This is a genomic window from Pseudomonas sp. No.117, from assembly GCF_054558395.1.
Genome location: NZ_BAAJNP010000002.1, coordinates 372,915 through 391,093 on the forward strand (window position 1 = coordinate 372,915; position 18,179 = coordinate 391,093).

22 protein-coding genes are annotated in these 18,179 nt (G+C 65.2%); 10 read left to right on the plus strand and 12 right to left on the minus strand.

Annotated elements, in window-relative coordinates:
* The first annotated feature begins 26 nt into the window (after nt 1-26).
* A complete protein-coding gene (locus ACYJP6_RS05205; RefSeq protein WP_459473951.1) occupies nt 27-1,148 on the plus strand; it encodes a S1C family serine protease in 1,122 nt (373 codons plus the stop codon).
* Between the two features lie 13 nt (nt 1,149-1,161).
* Here ACYJP6_RS05205 and hisC read toward each other — a convergent pair whose 3' ends face one another.
* From hisC to ACYJP6_RS05255, 10 genes are all read right to left on the minus strand, one after another.
* Entirely contained in the window at nt 1,162-2,217 is a 1,056-nt protein-coding gene (gene hisC / locus ACYJP6_RS05210; RefSeq protein WP_459473953.1) for a histidinol-phosphate transaminase, read from the minus strand.
* Nucleotides 2,218-2,219: 2 nt separating this feature from the next.
* The gene (hisD, locus tag ACYJP6_RS05215) at nt 2,220-3,536 is read right to left on the minus strand and encodes a histidinol dehydrogenase (RefSeq protein ID WP_459473955.1); all 1,317 of its coding nucleotides are present in this window, start codon (nt 3,534-3,536) and stop codon (nt 2,220-2,222) included.
* 148 nt (nt 3,537-3,684) lie between these two features.
* Nucleotides 3,685-4,317 carry an ATP phosphoribosyltransferase gene (gene hisG / locus ACYJP6_RS05220; protein WP_007159506.1) on the minus strand — a complete coding sequence of 211 codons (633 nt, stop codon included), beginning with the start codon at nt 4,315-4,317 and terminating at the stop codon, nt 3,685-3,687.
* Nucleotides 4,318-4,326: 9 nt separating this feature from the next.
* Entirely contained in the window at nt 4,327-5,592 is a 1,266-nt protein-coding gene (gene murA, locus ACYJP6_RS05225; protein ID WP_145004631.1) for a UDP-N-acetylglucosamine 1-carboxyvinyltransferase, read from the minus strand.
* A 22-nt stretch (nt 5,593-5,614) separates the two neighbouring features.
* A complete protein-coding gene (locus ACYJP6_RS05230; protein ID WP_007159508.1) occupies nt 5,615-5,854 on the minus strand; it encodes a BolA family protein in 240 nt (79 codons plus the stop codon).
* Nucleotides 5,855-6,098: 244 nt separating this feature from the next.
* A complete protein-coding gene (locus ACYJP6_RS05235; protein ID WP_459473958.1) occupies nt 6,099-6,413 on the minus strand; it encodes an STAS domain-containing protein in 315 nt (104 codons plus the stop codon).
* Nucleotides 6,410-7,060, minus strand: a complete 651-nt coding sequence (locus ACYJP6_RS05240; RefSeq protein ID WP_459473960.1) for an MlaC/ttg2D family ABC transporter substrate-binding protein — start codon at nt 7,058-7,060, stop codon at nt 6,410-6,412. The genes ACYJP6_RS05235 and ACYJP6_RS05240 overlap by 4 nt, the downstream gene beginning before the upstream one ends.
* A 14-nt stretch (nt 7,061-7,074) precedes the next feature.
* Nucleotides 7,075-7,551, minus strand: a complete 477-nt coding sequence (gene mlaD / locus ACYJP6_RS05245; protein WP_145004622.1) for an outer membrane lipid asymmetry maintenance protein MlaD — start codon at nt 7,549-7,551, stop codon at nt 7,075-7,077.
* Nucleotides 7,551-8,345, minus strand: coding sequence for a lipid asymmetry maintenance ABC transporter permease subunit MlaE (gene mlaE / locus ACYJP6_RS05250; protein WP_145004619.1), 795 nt, complete (start codon nt 8,343-8,345; stop codon nt 7,551-7,553). Before mlaE ends, mlaD begins: the two co-directional genes overlap by 1 nt.
* Nucleotides 8,345-9,154, minus strand: coding sequence for an ATP-binding cassette domain-containing protein (locus ACYJP6_RS05255; protein ID WP_145004616.1), 810 nt, complete (start codon nt 9,152-9,154; stop codon nt 8,345-8,347). The genes mlaE and ACYJP6_RS05255 overlap by 1 nt, the downstream gene beginning before the upstream one ends.
* Before the next feature lie 204 nt (nt 9,155-9,358).
* On the opposite strand from ACYJP6_RS05255, the gene ACYJP6_RS05260 reads away from it, so the two are divergent.
* The 9 genes from ACYJP6_RS05260 (at nt 9,359) to ACYJP6_RS05300 (ending at nt 15,879) form a co-directional block, all read left to right on the plus strand.
* Nucleotides 9,359-10,333 (plus strand): KpsF/GutQ family sugar-phosphate isomerase, encoded by a 975-nt coding sequence (locus ACYJP6_RS05260; protein ID WP_459473962.1) that lies wholly within the window; start codon nt 9,359-9,361, stop codon nt 10,331-10,333.
* Nucleotides 10,334-10,415: 82 nt separating this feature from the next.
* The gene (lptC, locus tag ACYJP6_RS05265) at nt 10,416-10,988 is read left to right on the plus strand and encodes an LPS export ABC transporter periplasmic protein LptC (RefSeq protein ID WP_145004610.1); all 573 of its coding nucleotides are present in this window, start codon (nt 10,416-10,418) and stop codon (nt 10,986-10,988) included.
* Complete coding sequence (lptA, locus tag ACYJP6_RS05270) at nt 10,975-11,517, plus strand: lipopolysaccharide transport periplasmic protein LptA (RefSeq protein WP_145004608.1); 543 nt, start codon at nt 10,975-10,977, stop codon at nt 11,515-11,517. Before lptC ends, lptA begins: the two co-directional genes overlap by 14 nt.
* Entirely contained in the window at nt 11,514-12,242 is a 729-nt protein-coding gene (lptB, locus tag ACYJP6_RS05275; protein WP_017640054.1) for an LPS export ABC transporter ATP-binding protein, read from the plus strand. Before lptA ends, lptB begins: the two co-directional genes overlap by 4 nt.
* 102 nt (nt 12,243-12,344) lie before the next feature.
* The gene (locus ACYJP6_RS05280) at nt 12,345-13,838 is read left to right on the plus strand and encodes an RNA polymerase factor sigma-54 (protein WP_459473965.1); all 1,494 of its coding nucleotides are present in this window, start codon (nt 12,345-12,347) and stop codon (nt 13,836-13,838) included.
* A gap of 89 nt (nt 13,839-13,927) precedes the next feature.
* The gene (hpf, locus tag ACYJP6_RS05285; RefSeq protein ID WP_145004602.1) at nt 13,928-14,236 is read left to right on the plus strand and encodes a ribosome hibernation-promoting factor, HPF/YfiA family; all 309 of its coding nucleotides are present in this window, start codon (nt 13,928-13,930) and stop codon (nt 14,234-14,236) included.
* An 18-nt stretch (nt 14,237-14,254) separates the two neighbouring features.
* Nucleotides 14,255-14,719, plus strand: coding sequence for a PTS IIA-like nitrogen regulatory protein PtsN (gene ptsN, locus ACYJP6_RS05290; RefSeq protein WP_459473968.1), 465 nt, complete (start codon nt 14,255-14,257; stop codon nt 14,717-14,719).
* 1 nt (nt 14,720) lies between these two features.
* Nucleotides 14,721-15,575 carry an RNase adapter RapZ gene (gene rapZ, locus ACYJP6_RS05295; protein WP_459473969.1) on the plus strand — a complete coding sequence of 285 codons (855 nt, stop codon included), beginning with the start codon at nt 14,721-14,723 and terminating at the stop codon, nt 15,573-15,575.
* A gap of 31 nt (nt 15,576-15,606) precedes the next feature.
* Nucleotides 15,607-15,879 carry an HPr family phosphocarrier protein gene (locus tag ACYJP6_RS05300; protein ID WP_295463536.1) on the plus strand — a complete coding sequence of 91 codons (273 nt, stop codon included), beginning with the start codon at nt 15,607-15,609 and terminating at the stop codon, nt 15,877-15,879.
* Between the two features lie 91 nt (nt 15,880-15,970).
* Here ACYJP6_RS05300 and ACYJP6_RS05305 read toward each other — a convergent pair whose 3' ends face one another.
* Together ACYJP6_RS05305 and pmbA are read right to left on the minus strand one after the other, a co-directional pair.
* Complete coding sequence (locus ACYJP6_RS05305) at nt 15,971-16,585, minus strand: superoxide dismutase (protein ID WP_459473970.1); 615 nt, start codon at nt 16,583-16,585, stop codon at nt 15,971-15,973.
* 223 nt (nt 16,586-16,808) lie between these two features.
* Entirely contained in the window at nt 16,809-18,158 is a 1,350-nt protein-coding gene (gene pmbA / locus ACYJP6_RS05310; protein ID WP_459473972.1) for a metalloprotease PmbA, read from the minus strand.
* Nucleotides 18,159-18,179 lie beyond the last annotated feature (21 nt).

Here is an 18,179-nt window from a genome sequence, read left to right on the forward strand (position 1 = left end):
GGCGGACAAATTCAAGGATGTGATCGATGTACAAGGCTTTGCGTTATCTCGGCTGGCCCGTGCTGTGCGGTCTGCTCGTTGCGGCCCTGATCATGCAGCGCTATCCGCAATGGCTCGGGCTGCCCGCCGGCCAACCGACCTTCGAGTCCGCCCAGCAGGCGTCGGGCTCGCGTCAGCAGGGCCCGGTGTCCTACGCCGATGCGGCCAGTCGCGCCGCGCCGGCGGTGGTCTCCCTGCGCTCGACCAAGGCGGTCAAGCCGGCCAAGAGCGGAGATGGCCCGACCGACCGCAAGGGTTCGGCCAAGCCAGCGGAAGAACTCAGCCTGGGCTCGGCGGTGCTGATGAGCCATGACGGCTATCTGCTGACCAACAACCATGTGACCCTCGACGCCGAATCCATCGTGGTGGCCCTGGCCGATGGACGCCAGACCCTGGCCAAGCTGATCGGCAACGACCCGGCCACCGACCTCGCCGTACTCAAGATCGACCTGCCGAACCTGCCGGCCATCTCGGTGGGTGACTCGACCGCCATCCGCATCGGCGACGTGGTGCTCGCCATCGGCAATCCCTTCGGCGTTGGCCAGACCGTGACCATGGGCATCATCAGCGCCACCGGACGTAACCAGCTGGGTCTCAACACCTACGAGGACTTCATCCAGACCGATGCGGCGATCAACCTGGGCAACTCGGGCGGCGCCCTGGTGGACGCCAACGGCAACCTGATCGGCATCAACACCGCCATTCTCTCCGGCGGCTCCCAGGGCATCGGCTTCGCCATTCCGATCAAGCTGGCGCTGGAGGTGATGAAATCGATCATCCAGCACGGCCAGGTGATTCGCGGCTGGCTGGGCGTGGCGGTGGAGGTCATCACCCCGGAGCTGATCAAGACCTACAGCCTCAAGGTCGACCAGGGCATCGTGGTGACGGACATAGATCCCGATGGCCCGGCCTACAAGGCGGGCCTGCGCTCGGGCGATGTCCTGGTGAAACTGGCGGGGCAACCGGTCAAGGACGGGCGCCTGTCGATGAACCAGATTGCCCGCAAGCAGCCCGGTGACAGCGTCGCCATCGAGGTGCTGCGCCAGGACAAGACCGTGCAGCTCAAGGCCAGCGTCGGCCTGCGCCCGCTGATGGAGAAGGCGCAGTAGCCGCCAGCGGCACTCAGAGCGTATCGAGGGCCGTGATGAGGGCCTGGTTCTGCTCCGGCGTGCCGATGGTGATGCGCAGGAAGTCGGCGATGCGCTCGGGGCGGCTGAAGTGACGCACGATGACGCCGTGCTCACGCAGACCGGCCGCCAGCGCCGCCCCACCCTTCTGTGCATGGCGGGCGAAGATAAAGTTGGCCGCCGAGGGCAGCACCTCGAAGCCGCGCTCCAGCAACTGGCCGACCAGGGCTTCGCGGCTGTCGATCACCTGCCGACAGGTCTCGTCGAAGTAGGCGCGATCCTCGAAGGCGGCGACCGCACCAGCCAGGGCCAGGCGATCCAGCGGATAGGAGTTGAAGCTGTTCTTGATCCGCTCCAGGGCTTCCATCAGCGGCGCCTGGCCCATGGCCAGACCGACGCGCAGCCCGGCCAGGGAGCGCGACTTGGACAGCGTCTGGGTCACCACCAGATTGGGATGGCGCGCGATCAGGGCGACGGCCGATTCCGCACCGAAGTCGACGTAGGCTTCGTCCACCACCACCACCGACTGCGGATTGCCGGCGACGATGCGCTCGATGGCATCCAGCGCCAGGGGGCTGCCGGTGGGCGCATTGGGATTGGGGAAGATGATGCCGCCGTTGGGCCTCAGGTAGTCCTCGGGGACGATCTGGAAGTCCTCGTCCAGCGTCGGGGTCTCGAAGGCGATGCCGTAGAGACCGCAGTAGACCGGATAGAAGCTGTAGCTGATATCGGGAAAGAGGATCGGCCGACCATGGCCGAACAGGCCTAGGAAGATGTGCGCCAGCACCTCGTCCGAGCCGTTGCCGACGAATACCTGGTCCCTCTCGATGCCGTAGTAGCCGGCCACCGCATCCTTGAGCGCCTGGCCATTGGGATCGGGATAGAGACGCAGGTCAGCCGTCGCAGCCGCACGAATGGCGTCGAGCGCCCGCGGCGAGGGACCGTAGGGATTCTCGTTGGTGTTGAGCTTGACCAGGTTGGTCAGCTTGGGCTGCTCGCCCGGCACATAGGGCACCAGGTTCTTGACGAAGGGACTCCAAAGTTCGCTCATGCCTACTGCTCCTCTTGAATGCGGTATTCGGCGCTACGGGCGTGGGCGGTCAGGGACTCGCCGCGCGCCAGTACCGAAGCGACCCGGCCCAGGGCCGAAGCACCGCTGGCCGAGCAGTGGATGATCGACGAGCGTTTCTGGAAGTCGTACACGCCCAGGGGCGAGGAAAAGCGCGCGGTACCCGAGGTCGGCAGGACGTGGTTCGGTCCGGCGCAATAGTCGCCCAGGGCCTCGGCGGTATAGCGCCCCATGAAGATGGCACCGGCATGGCGGATCTGCGGCAGCCACTGCTCGGGCTCGGCGACGGAGAGTTCCAGGTGCTCGGGAGCGATGCGGTTGGCCACCTCGATGGCCTGGGCCATGTCGGCGACCTGGATCAGGGCACCACGGCCTTCCAGGGATGCGCGGATGATGTCGGCGCGCTCCATTTCCGGCAGCAGGCGGGCGATGCTGGCCGCCACGGCGTCGAGGAAGGCGGCGTCCGGGCTGACCAGGATGGCCTGGGCGTCTTCGTCGTGCTCGGCCTGGGAGAACAGGTCCATGGCGATCCAGTCGGGATCGGTCTGGCCGTCGCAGACCACCAGGATCTCGGACGGGCCGGCGATCATGTCGATGCCGACCTTGCCGAACACGTGGCGCTTGGCGGTGGCGACGTAGATGTTGCCGGGGCCGACGATCTTGTCCACCGGCGGCACGCTCTCGGTGCCATAGGCCAGGGCCGCTACCGCCTGGGCACCGCCGATGGTGAAGACACGGTCGACGCCGGCCAGGGCCGCGGCCGCCAGCACCAGTTCGTTGACCTCGCCACGGGGGGTAGGCACCACCATGACCACCTCTTTCACCCCCGCGACCTTGGCCGGGATGGCGTTCATCAGCACCGAGGAGGGATAGGAGGCCTTGCCCCCCGGCACATAGAGACCGGCACGATCCAGCGGGGTGACCTGCTGGCCGAGCACGGTGCCATCGGCTTCCTGGTACTGCCAGGAGTCCTGGCGCTGCTTTTCGTGATAACGACGGACGCGCTCGGCGGCGGCTTCCAGCGCGGTGCGCTGCTCTGGCGTGATGCGGGTCAGGGCTTCTTCCAGACGCGCGCGCGGCAGGATGAGATCGCTCATGGCGGTCGCCTCGACGGCATCGAAGCGCCGGGTGTATTCGAGCAGCGCGGCGTCGCCCTGGTGGCGCACATCGGCAATGATCGCCAGGACCCGCTGGTTGATGTCGGCGTCCGACACCCCTTCCCAGCTCAGCAGATGATCCAGATGCTCGGCGAAATCCGGAGCGGCGGCAGCGAGTCGGCGGATGGCGAGCGGAGCGGTCATGGCGGGTCCTCTTCAGGATGAGCGAAAGGGGCGCCCGAGAGTAACAGCCGGCTCCGTGTGGGCGCCCGACAATTTGGCTATGGCACGGATAGGCGAAGCTGGAGGGATGGAAGCAGTCTGAGCCGGCATTCGGCATGCCGGCCAGGACTCAGGCGCCGCGCGCCTCGACGGCGTGACGCAGGGTCTCGATGAGCGCCTGGATACGACCATGCTGCATCTTCATCGAGGCCTTGTTGACGATCAAGCGCGAGCTGATATGGGCGATCAGCTCCTGCGGCTCGAGACCATTGGCCTTGAGGGTATTGCCGGTGTCGACCACATCGATGATCTTGTCGGCCAGGCCCACCAGCGGCGCCAGCTCCATGGAGCCGTACAGCTTGATGATGTCGACCTGGCGGCCCTGCTCGGCATAGTAGCGCTTGGCGACATTGACGAACTTGGTCGCCACCCGCAGCCGGCCACGCGGCGCCGGGGCGCCCACGGCGCCCGCGGTCATCAGCTTGCAACGGGCAATGCGCAGGTCCAGCGGCTCATAGAGACCATCGCCGCCGTATTCCATCAGCACGTCCTTGCCGGCCACGCCCAGGTCCGCGGCGCCATGTTCCACATAGGTGGGCACATCGGTGGCGCGGACGATGAGCAGCCGCACATCGTCCTGGGTGGTCGGGATGATGAGCTTGCGGCTCTTGTCCGGATTCTCGGTCGGCGCGATCCCCGCCGCCGCCAGCAGCGGCAGGGTGTCGTCGAGGATACGGCCCTTGGACAGGGCGATGGTCAGCATCGGAGGTCCTTACTTGGGCGTGCGACGGATCTTGGCGCCGAGCAGCTGGAATTTCTCCTCGATGCATTCGTAGCCGCGGTCGATGTGGTAGATGCGATCGATCAGGGTGTCGCCCTCGGCCACCAGGGCAGCGATGACCAGGCTCGCCGAGGCGCGCAGGTCGGTCGCCATGACCGGGGCGGCCTTGAGGCTCTGGACGCCGGTGACGATGGCGGCATTGCCTTCGATGGCGATGTTGGCGCCCATGCGTACCATCTCGTGAACGTGCATGAAGCGGTTCTCGAAGATGGTCTCGACCACGGTACCGGTGCCTTCGGCGACGGCGTTCATGGAGATGAACTGGGCCTGCATGTCGGTGGGGAACGCCGGATAGGGCGCCGTGCGGATGTTGACCGCACGCGGGCGATTGCCCTTCATGTCCAGCTCGATCCAGTTGCTGCCGGTGGCGATGTGGGCACCCGCCTCCTCCAGCTTGGCCAGCACGGCCTCGAGGATGGTCGGATCGGTGTCCTTGAGCTTGACACGGCCGCGGGTGGCGGCGGCGGCGACCAGGTAGCTGCCGGTCTCGATACGGTCGGGCAGCACCGAATAGGTGGCGCCACCCAGGCGCTCGACGCCTTCCACGGTGATGGTGTCGGTACCGGCGCCCTGGATGTTGGCACCCATGGCGATCAGACAGTTGGCCAGGTCGACGACCTCGGGCTCACGGGCGGCGTTCTGGATGACGCTACGGCCCTTGGCCAGGGTGGCGGCCATCAGCACGTTCTCGGTACCGGTCACGCTGACGGTATCGAAATAGTAGTGGGCGCCGCGCAGGCCGCCGGCCGGGGCCTTGGCCTTGATGTAGCCGCCTTCGACGGTGATCTTGGCGCCCATGGCCTCCAGACCGCGCAGGTGCAGGTCGACCGGACGCGAACCGATGGCGCAGCCACCGGGCAGGGCGACTTCCGCCTCGCCGAAGCGGGCGACCATGGGGCCCAGCACCAGGATGGAGGCGCGCATGGTCTTGACCAGCTCGTAGGGCGCGACGAGGGTCTTGATGCTGGAAGCATCCACCTCGACGTTGAGCTTCTCGCCGATGATGGGCTGCACGCCCATGCGACCGAACAGCTCGATCATGGTGGTGATGTCGTGCAGGTGCGGCAGGTTGGCGATGGTCACCGGGGTATCGGCGAGCAGGGTCGCAGCCAGGATCGGCAGGGCGGAATTCTTGGCCCCGGAAATGCGAATTTCACCGTTCAGGCTATTGCCGCCGGTAATGATCAGTTTGTCCATAGCGAGTTCTCGGCGCTGCGATTCAGGCGCGTTCGGCCCAGGCAGCACGGGTGAAGAATTTCATGGTGACAGCATGGATGCTGCCATCGGCGATCTGCGGCTGGAGATGGGAGTAGACCTGCTGCTGACGCTTGACCGGGCTGAGTGCCTGGAGCTCGTCGCTGATCAGGTAGAGCTGGAAGTTGCAGCCCTCGCCTTCCACTTCGACCTGGGTATCGGCCAGTTTTGCCTCCAGGAGGCTTTTGACTTCTTGGGCCTGCATGGCGGCACCTCGGCAATCTAGTACAGCCGGCGATCATACAAAAAAACCGGCGGTACGGCGACTGCGATGACCATCAGGGCTCATCTGCAAAGTCACCGAGCGAAGGCCGGGCGAGGTTACGTCGGGGCGGAGGCGGCGTTCACGAGTGCTAACCGAACATGGCGACGGCGCCGCCCAGGCCGGGCTGGCGACCCCGCTGGTCTTCGACGTCGCCTGGCCGAGCGCAGGGGCTTGCGGACGCCGCCTAGGCCTGGGCCTGGTCCGCGAGGGGCAGCAGCGCCAGGGCATCCGATACGTCGGCAATCTGCCGCAGCTCGGAAGGCAGGTGGGCGATGCTGAGCGGGCGACCAGCGGCCTGGGCATCACGCAGCCAGGCCAGCAACAGCGCCAGGCCGGCACTGTTGGAGTGCTCTACCCCAACACAGTCCAGCACCAGCGGACCGCTGCCCTGGCCGATCAACGCCCGGCCCTGCTCGCGCAGGGTCGGCACGCTGGCGTGGTCGAGCACGCCAGACAGTTGCAGTCGGGCACCCTCGGCGGTGATGGCGGCGCGACTCACGAACCGACCTTGGCCTTCTGGGCCTCGGGAGAATCCTTGGCCTTGGCCACGGTGCCCGCCCAGTTGTTGATGGTCTTGTCCAGGTCGTTGCCGTTGTCCTGCATCGCCTGGGCGAACTGGTCGCGGAACAGCTTGCCGAGGTTCAGGCCATTGATGATGACGTTACGCACCTTCCACTCATCGCCCTGCTTGACCATGCTGTACTGCACCGGATACACGGCGCCGTTGTTACCCTTGACCTCCATGCCCACGCTGGTGCGGTCGGGGCCGTCGGCCGGACCTTCGGGCAGCACGCGGATACCCTGGTTGTTGTATTCCAGCAGGGCGTTGCCATAGAACTGCATCAGGCTGCGCTTGAAGTTCTCCTGGAAGCGCGCCATCTGCTCCGGGGTGGCGCTACGGCTGTAGCGCACGGTCATGATGCTGCGCGAGATGCCCTCGGCGTCCACCACCGGCCCGAGGATGGTGTTCAGCGACTCGTAGAAGGCTTCCGGGCTGCTGCGGTACTTGTCGCGGTTGGCCTCGAGATCGGAGAGCAGCGTCGTGGTGGTCTGCTGGATCACGTCATGGGCCGAGGGCGCCGCCTGGGACACCAGCGGCAACAGGGCCAGGATCGCGATGACTCCGTGACGAATTAGCTTGAGCATGAAGAAGCCTCTCATCATTTGTTGGCGGAAGAGTCTTTATTGACCGAGTTGAGCAGGAATTTGCCGATCAGATCCTCGAGAACCAGCGACGATTGTGTATCGCGAATGGTCGAGCCCTCCTTGAGCACCTGTTCGTCGCCGCCCACGCTGATGCCGATGTACTTCTCGCCGAGCAGGCCGGCGGTCAGGATCGAGGCGATGGAGTCCGTCGGCAGGTTGTCCACCTGCTGGTCGATCTGCATGGTGACCCGGCCGCGGTAGCTGTTGCGGTCGAGGTCGATGGCGGTCACCTTGCCGATGGTCACGCCCGACAGGGTCACCCGCGATCTCACGGTGAGACCGGCGATGTTGTCGAAGTAGGCGTAGACCTTGTAGGTATCGCGATGGTCGCTCATCGTCAGACCGCTTACCCGCAGCGCCAGCAACAGCAGCGCGAGCACGCCGGCCAGCAGGAAGAGTCCGACACCGATTTCCTGGGTGCGGGTTTGCATCAGAGATCTCCAAACATCAGGGCGGTAAGAATGAAGTCGAGGCCGAGCACGGCGAGCGACGCATAGACGACGGTACGGGTGGTGGCGCGACCGATGCCTTCGGAGGTCGGTTCGCAGTCATACCCCTGGAAGACGGCCACCCAGGTCACCACGAAGGCGAACACCAGGCTCTTCACCACGCCATTGAGCACGTCGCTGAGCATCACGCTGTTCTGCATGGTGGCCCAGAAGGAGCCGTCGTAGACGCCGAGCCAGTCGATGGCGACCATGGCCGCGCCCCAGATGCCCACCACGTTGAACAGGGCGGCCAGCAGGGGCATGGAAATGAAGCCGGCCCAGAAGCGTGGCGCGACGATGTACTTGAGCGGGTCCACGCCGATCATTTCCAGGCTGGACAGCTGCTCGGTGGATTTCATGTTGCCGATCTCGGCGGTCAGGGCGGAGCCTGCCCGGCCGGCGAACAGCAGGGCGGTCACCACCGGGCCGAGCTCTCGCAGCAGGGTCAGGGCGACCATCTGCCCCACGGCCTGCTCCGAGCCGTACTTGACCAGGATGTTGTAGCCCTGCAGGGCGATCACCATGCCGATGAAGAAACCCGACACCACGATGATCGGCAGCGACAGCACGCCGACCGCATAGAGTTGCTTGCCCAGCAGCTGCAGGCCACTGCCCGCGCCCCCGCGACCGAAGACCGCGAGCAGCAGGACAATCACCGAGCGACCGATGGCCGCCACGACATCCAGCCCGGCACGGCCCAGCCGACGAATCCGCTCCACGGCGGAGACCTTACGCATCAGTGTTTCCCCAGCAAGGCATCGCGCAGATCCGGCGCGGCGAAGTGGAAGGGTACCGGGCCATCGGGGATGCCCTGCATGAACTGGCGAACCCGCGGATCCGGCGACTCGCGCAGTTCCTTCGGCGTGCCCTGCCCCAGCACCTTGGTGTCGCCGACCACATAGAGGTAGTCGGCGATGCTGGCGGTCTCGGCCAGGTCGTGGGAGACCACGATGCTGGTCAGGCCCAGCGCCTGGTTGAGCAGGCGGATCAGCCGTACCAGCACGCCCATGGCGATGGGATCCTGGCCGACGAAGGGCTCGTCGTACATGAGGATCTGCGGATCCAGGGCGATGGCTCGCGCCAGGGCGACCCGCCGCTTCATGCCGCCGGACAGTTCGTCCGGCATCAGCTCCACGGCGCCGCGCAGGCCCACGGCCTGCAGCTTGAGCAGGACGATATCGCGGATCATCTCCTCGGGCAGCTTGGTGTGCACCCGCAGCGGGAAGGCCACGTTCTCGAAGACATCGAGATCGGTGAACAGCGCGCCACTCTGGAACAGCACGCCCATCTGCCGCCGCATGTCGAACAGTTCGCCGCGGGACAGCTGGGGCAGGTTGGCACCATTGACCCAGATCTCGCCACTGCTCGGCCGTAGCTGGGCGGCGATGAGACGCAACAGGGTGGTCTTGCCACTGCCGGACGGCCCCATGATGCCGGTGACCTTGCCCCGCGGGATGCGGATATCGACCCGGTCGTAGATGAGGCGCGTGCCGCGCTTGAAGGAAACGCCCTTTAGCTCCACGGCGTACGGGCTATCGACGGTCATCGAGACTCCTAAGGTTCAACTCTGTGCAGGGAGACGTCGCTCCGCCGCGTCAGGGCACGCGACGCGCGCATTCGGCGGTCCCGGCAAAAGGGCGGCACTATAGCATTCGTTGCCGATGAGACCGCCGACCTGCGGGCGACGTTGCTGAGGGTCGCGGCTTTGCGCATATAATTTCCGATTGTCCCGTCACCTGCCTTCTGACCCATGCCCGACTCAATAGATTTCATTAGTTCCGCCAAGCGCACCATCGATGTAGAGCGAGCGGCGGTGGCCGCCCTGGGCGCACGCATCGACGAAAGCTTCGCCCAGGCCTGCCGCCTGCTGCTGGCCTGCCGCGGCCGCATCGTCGTGCTGGGCATGGGCAAATCCGGCCATGTCGGCAACAAGATCGCTGCCACCCTGGCCAGCACCGGCAGCCCGGCCTTCTTCGTCCACCCGGCCGAAGCCAGCCACGGCGACATGGGCATGATCACCCGGGATGACGTCATCATCGCCATCTCCCAGTCGGGCACCTCGAGCGAGATCCTCACCCTGCTGCCGCTGATCAAGCGCCTCGGGGTGCCGCTGATCACCTTCGCCGGCAATGCCGCCTCGCCGCTCGCAAGAGTGGCGGACGTCCAGCTGGACACCAGCGTCGAAACCGAGGCCTGCCCACTCAACCTGGCGCCCACCTCCTCCACCACCGTCGCCCTGGTGCTGGGCGATGCCCTGGCCATCGCCCTGCTGGAAGCCCGCGGCTTCACCGCCGAGGACTTCGCCTTCTCCCATCCGGGCGGCGCCCTGGGGCGGCGGCTGTTGCTCAAGGTGGAGAACGTCATGCACGCCGGCGCCGGCCTGCCGCAGGTGAGCGAGGATACCCTGGTGTCCGATGCGCTGCTGGAGATGTCGCGCAAGGGCTTGGGCTTGACTACCGTGGTCGACACCGATGGCCAGCTCGCCGGCATCTTCACCGACGGCGACCTGCGCCGGGCGCTGGATCGCGGCATCGACGTGCGGACCACGCCCATCGCAACCGTGATGACCCGTGGGGGTCGAACGGCGAAGGCCCAGATGCTCGCCGCCGAGGCGCTGAAGATCATGGAAGAGCACAAGATCAATGCCCTGGTGGTGATAGACGACGCCAAGCGACCGATCGGCGCCCTCAACATGGGTGACCTGCTACGCGCCGGGGTGCTGTAGGCCGGGTTATACTGACTGGCTATTACGCCGAAAACGTACGTTCAACCCGCCGCCCTTGGTGCGGCCCATCACAGGTACCCTCATGTTTCGCAGCTTGCGCCGCCCCGTGCTGTTGGTCCTGATCGCCGCCGCGCTCATCGCGATCGGCTACTGGAACATCCTGCCGCAGCGCTTCGTCGACGCGCCGGCGTCGTCGACCCCGCAAGACAGCGCCATCGACGGCTACGCGCTCAACACCCGCACCATTCAGTATCGGCTGGACGGCAAGGTCCAGTACGAACTCAAGGCCGAACGCAGTGAACACGTCAAGGCCACCGACATCACCCTGGTGACCCGGCCCGACATGCTGGCCTTTCGCGGCACCGACTTCCCCTGGCATGTTCGCAGTGCCCGTGCCGAAGTCGCCCCTGGTGGCAGTCAGGCGGAGCTGATCGACGACGTCCGCGTGGAGCGTACCGATGCGAGAGGCCGCCCGGTGGTGTTGACCACCACCCGCATGACCGTCTTTCCTGACAAACAATATGCGCAAACCGAGCAAGCCGTTAGAATCGAGGCCGCCAATGGGGTGACCACGGCCAATGGCATGAAAGCGTATCTAGAAGACGGCAGAATGCTCCTGCTGTCCAACGTAAGAGGCCAGCATGAGGTTCGTTAAAACCCTCCCCTTCCTGTTCACCCTTGGCGCCACCTTTGGCAGTGCCGCGGCTTGGGCCCTGCCGACCGATCGCACCCAGCCGATCCGCGTGCAGGCCGACAGCGCCGAGCTCGATGACAAGCAGGGCGTGGCCGTGTACCGCGGCGACGTGGTCATCACCCAGGGCAGCATGAAGATCACCGGCAACACCGTGACCCTGACCCAGGACAACCAGGGCAACATCAAGGTCGCGACCTCGGTAGGCAAACCGGCCTATTACGAGCAGAAGCCGTCGGCGGACAAGGACCTGGTCAAGGCCTACGCCCTGACCATCCAGTACTTCGCCCAGGAAAACCGCATCATCCTGATCGACCAGGCCAAGGTGATCCAGCAGGGCAACACCTTCGAAGGCGAGAAGATCGTCTACGACACCCAGCGCCAGATCGTCAACGCCGGGCGGGCCAACGGCAGCAAGGTCACCACGCCGCGGCCGCGGATCGACATGGTCATCCAGCCCAAGGATCAGCAGCAGTCGGGGCAGGGACAATGACGGTTACGCTCAAAGCCCAGCATCTGGCCAAGAGCTACAAGGGTCGTCAGGTCGTCCGCGACGTCAGCGTCAGCATCGACAGCGGCCAGATCGTCGGCCTGCTCGGCCCGAACGGTGCCGGCAAGACCACCTGCTTCTACATGATTGTCGGCCTGGTCAAGGCCGATCAGGGCCGGGTGCTGATCGACGACCAGGATGTCACCGCCCTGCCCATGCACGGTCGCGCCCGCGCCGGGATCGGCTACCTGCCCCAGGAAGCCTCGATCTTCCGCAAGCTGACCGTGGCCGACAACATCCTCGGCATCCTGGAAACCCGCAAGGACCTGGACAAGGCCGGCCGCCTGCGCGAGCTGGAAAGCCTGCTGCAGGAGTTCCACATCACCCACATCCGCGACAACCGCGGCATGAGCCTGTCCGGCGGTGAGCGGCGCCGCGTCGAGATCGCCCGCGCCCTGGCCACCGCGCCCAAGTTCATCCTGCTGGACGAACCCTTCGCCGGCGTGGATCCCATTTCGGTGGGCGACATCAAGCAGATCATCCGCCACCTCAAGGCCAAGGGCATCGGTGTGCTCATCACCGACCACAATGTCCGGGAAACCCTGACCATCTGCGAAACGGCCTATATCGTCAACGATGGCCAGCTGATCGCCGAAGGCACCGCCGAGGAAGTCCTCGCCAACGACCTGGTGAAGGAAGTCTACCTGGGCCACGAATTCCGCCTCTAGGCAAACCCAGGGAAACAAGGCATATAATTTGCTAACGCTCGCAGGGTTCGCGAGGTTCGGTGGCGCTGTTCGCGTCGGTAGACAAGGTGTAATTCCGCAGCCATGAAACCATCGCTAGTCCTCAAGATGGGCCAGCAGCTGACGATGACGCCGCAGCTGCAACAAGCCATTCGTCTGCTCCAGCTGTCGACGCTCGATTTGCAGCAGGAAATCCAGGAAGCCCTGGAATCCAATCCGATGCTGGAACGCCAGGAAGAAGGGGAAGACTTCGACCAGAGCGACTCTGCAGGCGACAGCGATGAGGCGGCGAACCCGGGCAACCTGGAAACCACCTTCAAGGAAACCTCGGTCGCCACCAACGAGATGGCCGACGAATCCGAATGGAGCGAGCGCATCCCCAGCGAGCTGCCGGTCGACACCGCCTGGGAAGACATCTACCAGACCAGCGCCAGCAGTCTGCCCAGCAACGACGATGACGAGTGGGACTTCACCACCCGCACCTCGGCCGGCGAGAGCCTGCAGACGCACCTGCTCTGGCAGCTCAACCTGGCGCCCATGTCGGACCTGGACCGCCTGATCGCCCTGGCGATCATCGACGGCATCGACACCGACGGCTATCTGCAGGAAAGCCTGGAGGACATCCACGCCTCCCTCGACCCGGAGCTGGAAGTCGATCTCGACGAGGTCGAGGTGGTGCTCAGACGCGTCCAGCAATTCGAACCGGCCGGCGTCGCCGCGCGCAACCTGCGCGAGTGCCTGCTGATCCAGCTGGCGCAGCTGCCTGCCACCCTGCCCCTGCTCGGCGAGGCCAAGCGCCTGGTCGGCGACTACTTGGATCTGCTCGGCAGCCGCGACTATGCCCAGCTGATGCGGCGCATGAAGATCAAGGAAGACGAGCTCAAGCCGATCATCGAGCTGATCCAGACCCTGCATCCGCGGCCGGGCTCGCAGATCGAATCCAGCGAAGCCGAATACGTGGTGCCGGACGTCATCGTGCGCAAGCACAACGAACGCTGGTTGGTGGAGCTCAACCAGGAAGCCGTGCCGCGCCTGCGGGTGAATCCGCAATACGCCGGCTTCGTCAAGCGCGCCGACAGCAGCGCCGACAACACCTACATGCGCAACCAGCTGCAGGAGGCGCGCTGGTTCATCAAGAGCCTGCAGAGCCGCAACGAGACCCTGATGAAGGTGGCGACCCAGATCGTCGAGCACCAGCGCGGTTTTCTCGAATACGGCGAAGAGGCCATGAAGCCGCTGGTCCTGCACGACATCGCCGAGGCGGTGGGCATGCACGAATCGACCATCTCGCGGGTGACCACCCAGAAATTCATGCACACCCCGCGTGGCATCTACGAACTCAAGTACTTCTTCTCCAGCCACGTCAGTACCGCCGAGGGTGGCGAATGCTCCTCCACCGCGATCCGCGCGATCATCAAGAAATTGGTGGCGGCGGAAAACGCGAAAAAGCCGTTGAGTGACAGCAAGATCGCTGGTTTACTGGAATCGCAAGGTATACAAGTCGCTCGACGCACGGTGGCTAAGTATCGGGAATCCCTGGGTATCGCTCCGTCCAGCGAACGCAAGCGTCTCCTCTGACGCGTCCTGATGTGACCGTGCCTCGATCGACTCTTGTCACGTCGGCGAGCAGCTTCGCCGATCGCAGCCCGGCAATAAGGAGAAGCGGTATGCAAGTCAACATCAGTGGCCATCAGCTCGAAGTAACAGAAGCCCTGCGTGACTACATCGGCGAGAAACTCGCCCGCCTCGAACGGCACTTCGACCGTATTACCAACGTCCAGGTCATCCTCGAAGTGGACAAGCTCAAGCAAAAGGCCGAAGCCACCCTGCACGTCGCCGGCGCCGCGGTGGTCGCCAACTCCGAGCACGACGACATGTATGCCGCCATCGATCTCCTGGCCGACAAGCTCGACCGCCAACTGATTAAACACAAGGAAAAATCGATCGAACGCCAGCAGGGCGTCGGCGTCCGCTGAGGTTTCGATCGCCGCTTTATGATCAGACTCGAAAACATCCTGACCCCCGGCCGCACCCAAACGGGTGCGCCGGGTGGCAGCAAAGCCGCCGTACTGGAACGCATCGCCGAACTGGCCGCGCAGGAATTGCCCGGCCACGACGCGGCGCATATCTACGAATGCCTGATGGCGCGCGAGCGCCTGGGCTCCACCGGCTTCGGCAACGGCATCGCCATCCCCCACTGCCGCCTGGCGGGCCTGCAACAGCCGCTGTGCGTGCTCTTCCACCTGCAACACCCGGTGGACTTCGATTCCCTGGACGGAGCGCCAGTGGACCTGGTGTTCGTCCTGCTGGTCCCCGAGGCCGCCACCGAACAGCACCTCACCCTGCTGCGCCAGATCGCCGGCATCCTGGACCGGGCCGATATCCGCGAGCGGCTGCGCAAGGCCGGGGACAGCCAGGCGCTCTATCAGATCGTCGTCGAGGCTCAGAGCGGACACTGACATGCACCTCATCATCGTGAGCGGACGTTCCGGGTCGGGCAAGAGTACGGCGCTCAACGTGCTTGAGGACAATGGCTTCTATTGCATCGACAACCTGCCGGCCAGCCTGCTGCCCGACCTGGCCCAGCATGCCCTGACCGACATGGAGCGGCCCCAGCCCAAGGTCGCCCTGTCCATCGATGCGCGCAACCTGCCCAGCCAGCTGCAGCGCTTTCCTGAATTGCTCGAACAGGTGCGTAGCCGCAACATCCGTTGCGACATCCTCTACCTGGACGCCGATGACCAGACGCTGCTCAAGCGCTTTTCCGAGACGCGCCGCCGGCATCCGCTGTCCAACCAGGAAAGATCCCTGGCGGAGGCCATCCACGACGAACAGGTGCTGCTGTCGCCCATCGCCGACCTGTCCGACCTGAAGATCGACACCACCCACCTGAATCTCTATCAGCTGCGCGACATCCTCAAGCTGCGCCTGCTGAACGCGCCCGAGCCCGGTACCGCCTACCTGGTGGAATCCTTCGGCTTCAAGCGGGGCCTGCCGGTGGATGCCGACATGGTATTCGACGTGCGTTTCCTGCCCAATCCCTACTGGAAACCGGAACTGCGCGACTTTTCCGGCCTCGATGCCCAGGTGCGGGAGTATCTCGAGCAACAGCCCGAGGTAGAGACCCTGTACAATGACATCCGCGCTTACCTGGTGAAGTGGCTGCCGCGCTTCGCGGCCAACAACAGGTCCTATGTGACCGTGGCCATCGGCTGTACCGGTGGTCATCACCGCTCGGTCTACCTGGCCGATCGCCTGGGTCGCGAACTCAAAGACCTGCTCAAGAACGTCCAGATCCGCCACCGCGATCTCTGACGCCCGTTTTGTTTCGACAAGGACAGACTCAATGCCTGCCCAACAGATCACCATCATCAACAAGCTGGGCCTGCACGCCCGCGCGGCGGCCAAGTTCGTCGGCGTGGCCGGGCGCTTTCCCGCCAGTGTCCGCGTGGGTCGCAGTGGCGAGCCACCGGTGGACGGCAAGAGCATCATGGCGGTCATGATGCTGGCCGCCGGCAAGGGCACCGTCCTGCAACTGGAAACCGAAGGCGAACAGAGTGACGAGGCCATGCGCGCCCTGGTCGAGCTGATCAACAACTACTTCGACGAGGGCGAGTGACCGGCGTCCTGCCCCGCCGGCCGGCCCCGAGCAGCCCGCCGCCCCCATAGAAAAAGCCGCCCGAGGGCGGCTTTTTCTATGGCACGTCGACTCAGGCGTTCAGCGCCGCTTCGTAGCGACGGGACACTTCCGGCCAGTTGATGACGTTGAAGAAGGCACCGATGTACTCGGGACGACGGTTCTGGTAGCGCAGGTAGTAGGCGTGCTCCCAGACGTCCAGGCCGAGGATCGGGGTGTTGCCGGTCATCAGCGGGCTGTCCTGGTTACCGGTGCTTTCGACTACCAGCTTCTTCGTAGGGGTCACGCTCAGCCAGGCCCAGCCGCTGCCGAAACGGGTCAGGGCAGCCTTGGTGAAGGCGTCCTTGAAGGCGTCGAAGCCGCCCAGCTGGGACTCGATGGCCTCGGCCAGGGCGCCTTCGGGCTTGCCGCCGGCGTTGGGCGCCATCACGGTCCAGAACAGGCTGTGGTTGGCGTGGCCACCACCGTTGTTCTGCACGGCGCCGCGCTTGTCCTGGGGCAGCTTGTCCAGCTGACGAACCACTTCCTCGGCCGGCAGGGCGGCGAACTCGGTGCCTTCCAGCGCAGCGTTCAGGTTGTTGATGTAGGTCTGGTGGTGCTTGGTGTGGTGGATTTCCATGGTCTGGGCATCGACGTGCGGTTCCAGCGCGTCGTAGGCGTAGGGCAGCTGAGGCAGAGTGTGCGACATGCGGATTGTCTCCATGGTGGCTTTGGTGTGGACCCGCCACGGCGAGGCGGCGGGAAGTACGGCTGGAGCGCGGTAACGCCCCGACTGACCGTAAGCCCGTTCGGTCGAGGGATCCGACCGCGCAGGCGATGTCCTAGTGCATTGCTAGGATACTAACGAGTAACGGGGTGAGCTGTCTCGAATTCGACCGGATTTTCTCGCGACGGCTCCCCCGGTGTCGTTTTCAGCTCCCGGCGAGGGTCATGCCCTCGATCAGCACCGAGCCGGTACGCAGGCTGCCGCGGTGTTCGACGTCACTGCCCACCGCCACGATCTGGCGGAACATGTCGCCCAGCCGACCGGCGATGGTGACCTCCTGGACCGGAAACTGGATTTCGCCATTCTCGACCCAGAAACCGCCAGCGCCGCGGGAATAGTCGCCCGTCACCAGGTTGGTGCCCTGCCCCATCATTTCCGTGACCAGGAAGCCCGTGCCCATCTGCCGGATCAGCTCGGCCTGGTCGGCCGTGCCGTGGCTGACATGCAGGTTGTGCACGCCGCCGGCATTGCCGGTGCTCTTGAGTCCCAGCTTGCGCGCGGAATAGCTGCCGAGCACATAGGACACCAGCCGGCCGCTCTCGACGAAAGGCTTGGCGTAGGTGGCCAGGCCTTCGCCATCGAAGGCGGCGCTGCCCAGCGCGCGCGGCAGGTGCGGCCGCTCGTCGAGGGTCAGCCAGTCGGGAAACACCTGCTGGCCCAGGGCGCCTTCGAGGAAGGACGACTTGCGATAGAGGTTGCCGCCGGAAATGGCGGCGAGAAAGGTACCGAACAAGCCGGCGGCCATTTCCGCAGAAAAGAGTACCGGGACCTTGGCGGTCGGCACGGGACGCGCCCCCAGGCGACTCACGGCGCGCTCGGCGGCGCGGCGACCGATCTCCTCGGCGCTCATCAGCTCGTGGCCGATCCGATTGACGTCGTAGTAGTAGTCACGCTGCATGGCCTCGCCGCTCCCGGCGATCATCACGCAGCTGAGGCTGTGACGGGTGCTGGCGTAGCCACCGACGAAGCCGTGGCTGTTGCCGTAGACCCGGCAGCTCTGGTGGGTATTGAGGGTGGTGCCGTCGGCATTGCCGATGCGGCTGTCGGCGGCGTAGGCCGCCGCCTCGCAGGCCAGGGCCTGCTCGATGGCCTGCTCCGGGGTGATGTCCCAGGGATGGTAGAGGTCGAGATCGGGTAGCTCGCCGCGCGCCATCAGCTCGGCATCCGCGAGGCCCGCGCAGGGATCCTCGGAGGTGTGCTTGGCGATGGCCAGGGCTGCCGCCACGGTCTCACGGATCGCCTCCGGGCCGGTGGCAGAGGTGCTGGCCGAGCCCTTGCGCTGGCCGGCGTAGAGGGTGATGCCGAAGCCCTGGTCACGATTGAACTCGACCGTCTCCACCTCGCCCTTGCGCACCGAGGTCGACAAGCCCTGGTCGACCGAGACGGCCACTTCACCGGCACTGGCCCCCTGGCGCCGGGCCTCGGCGAGGATGGCTTCGACCTGTTCGCGCAATTCGGGTAGCGCAGCGGGACCCACGGCGGCGTTGCGATTCATGACGTTCTCCTTACGGACGGC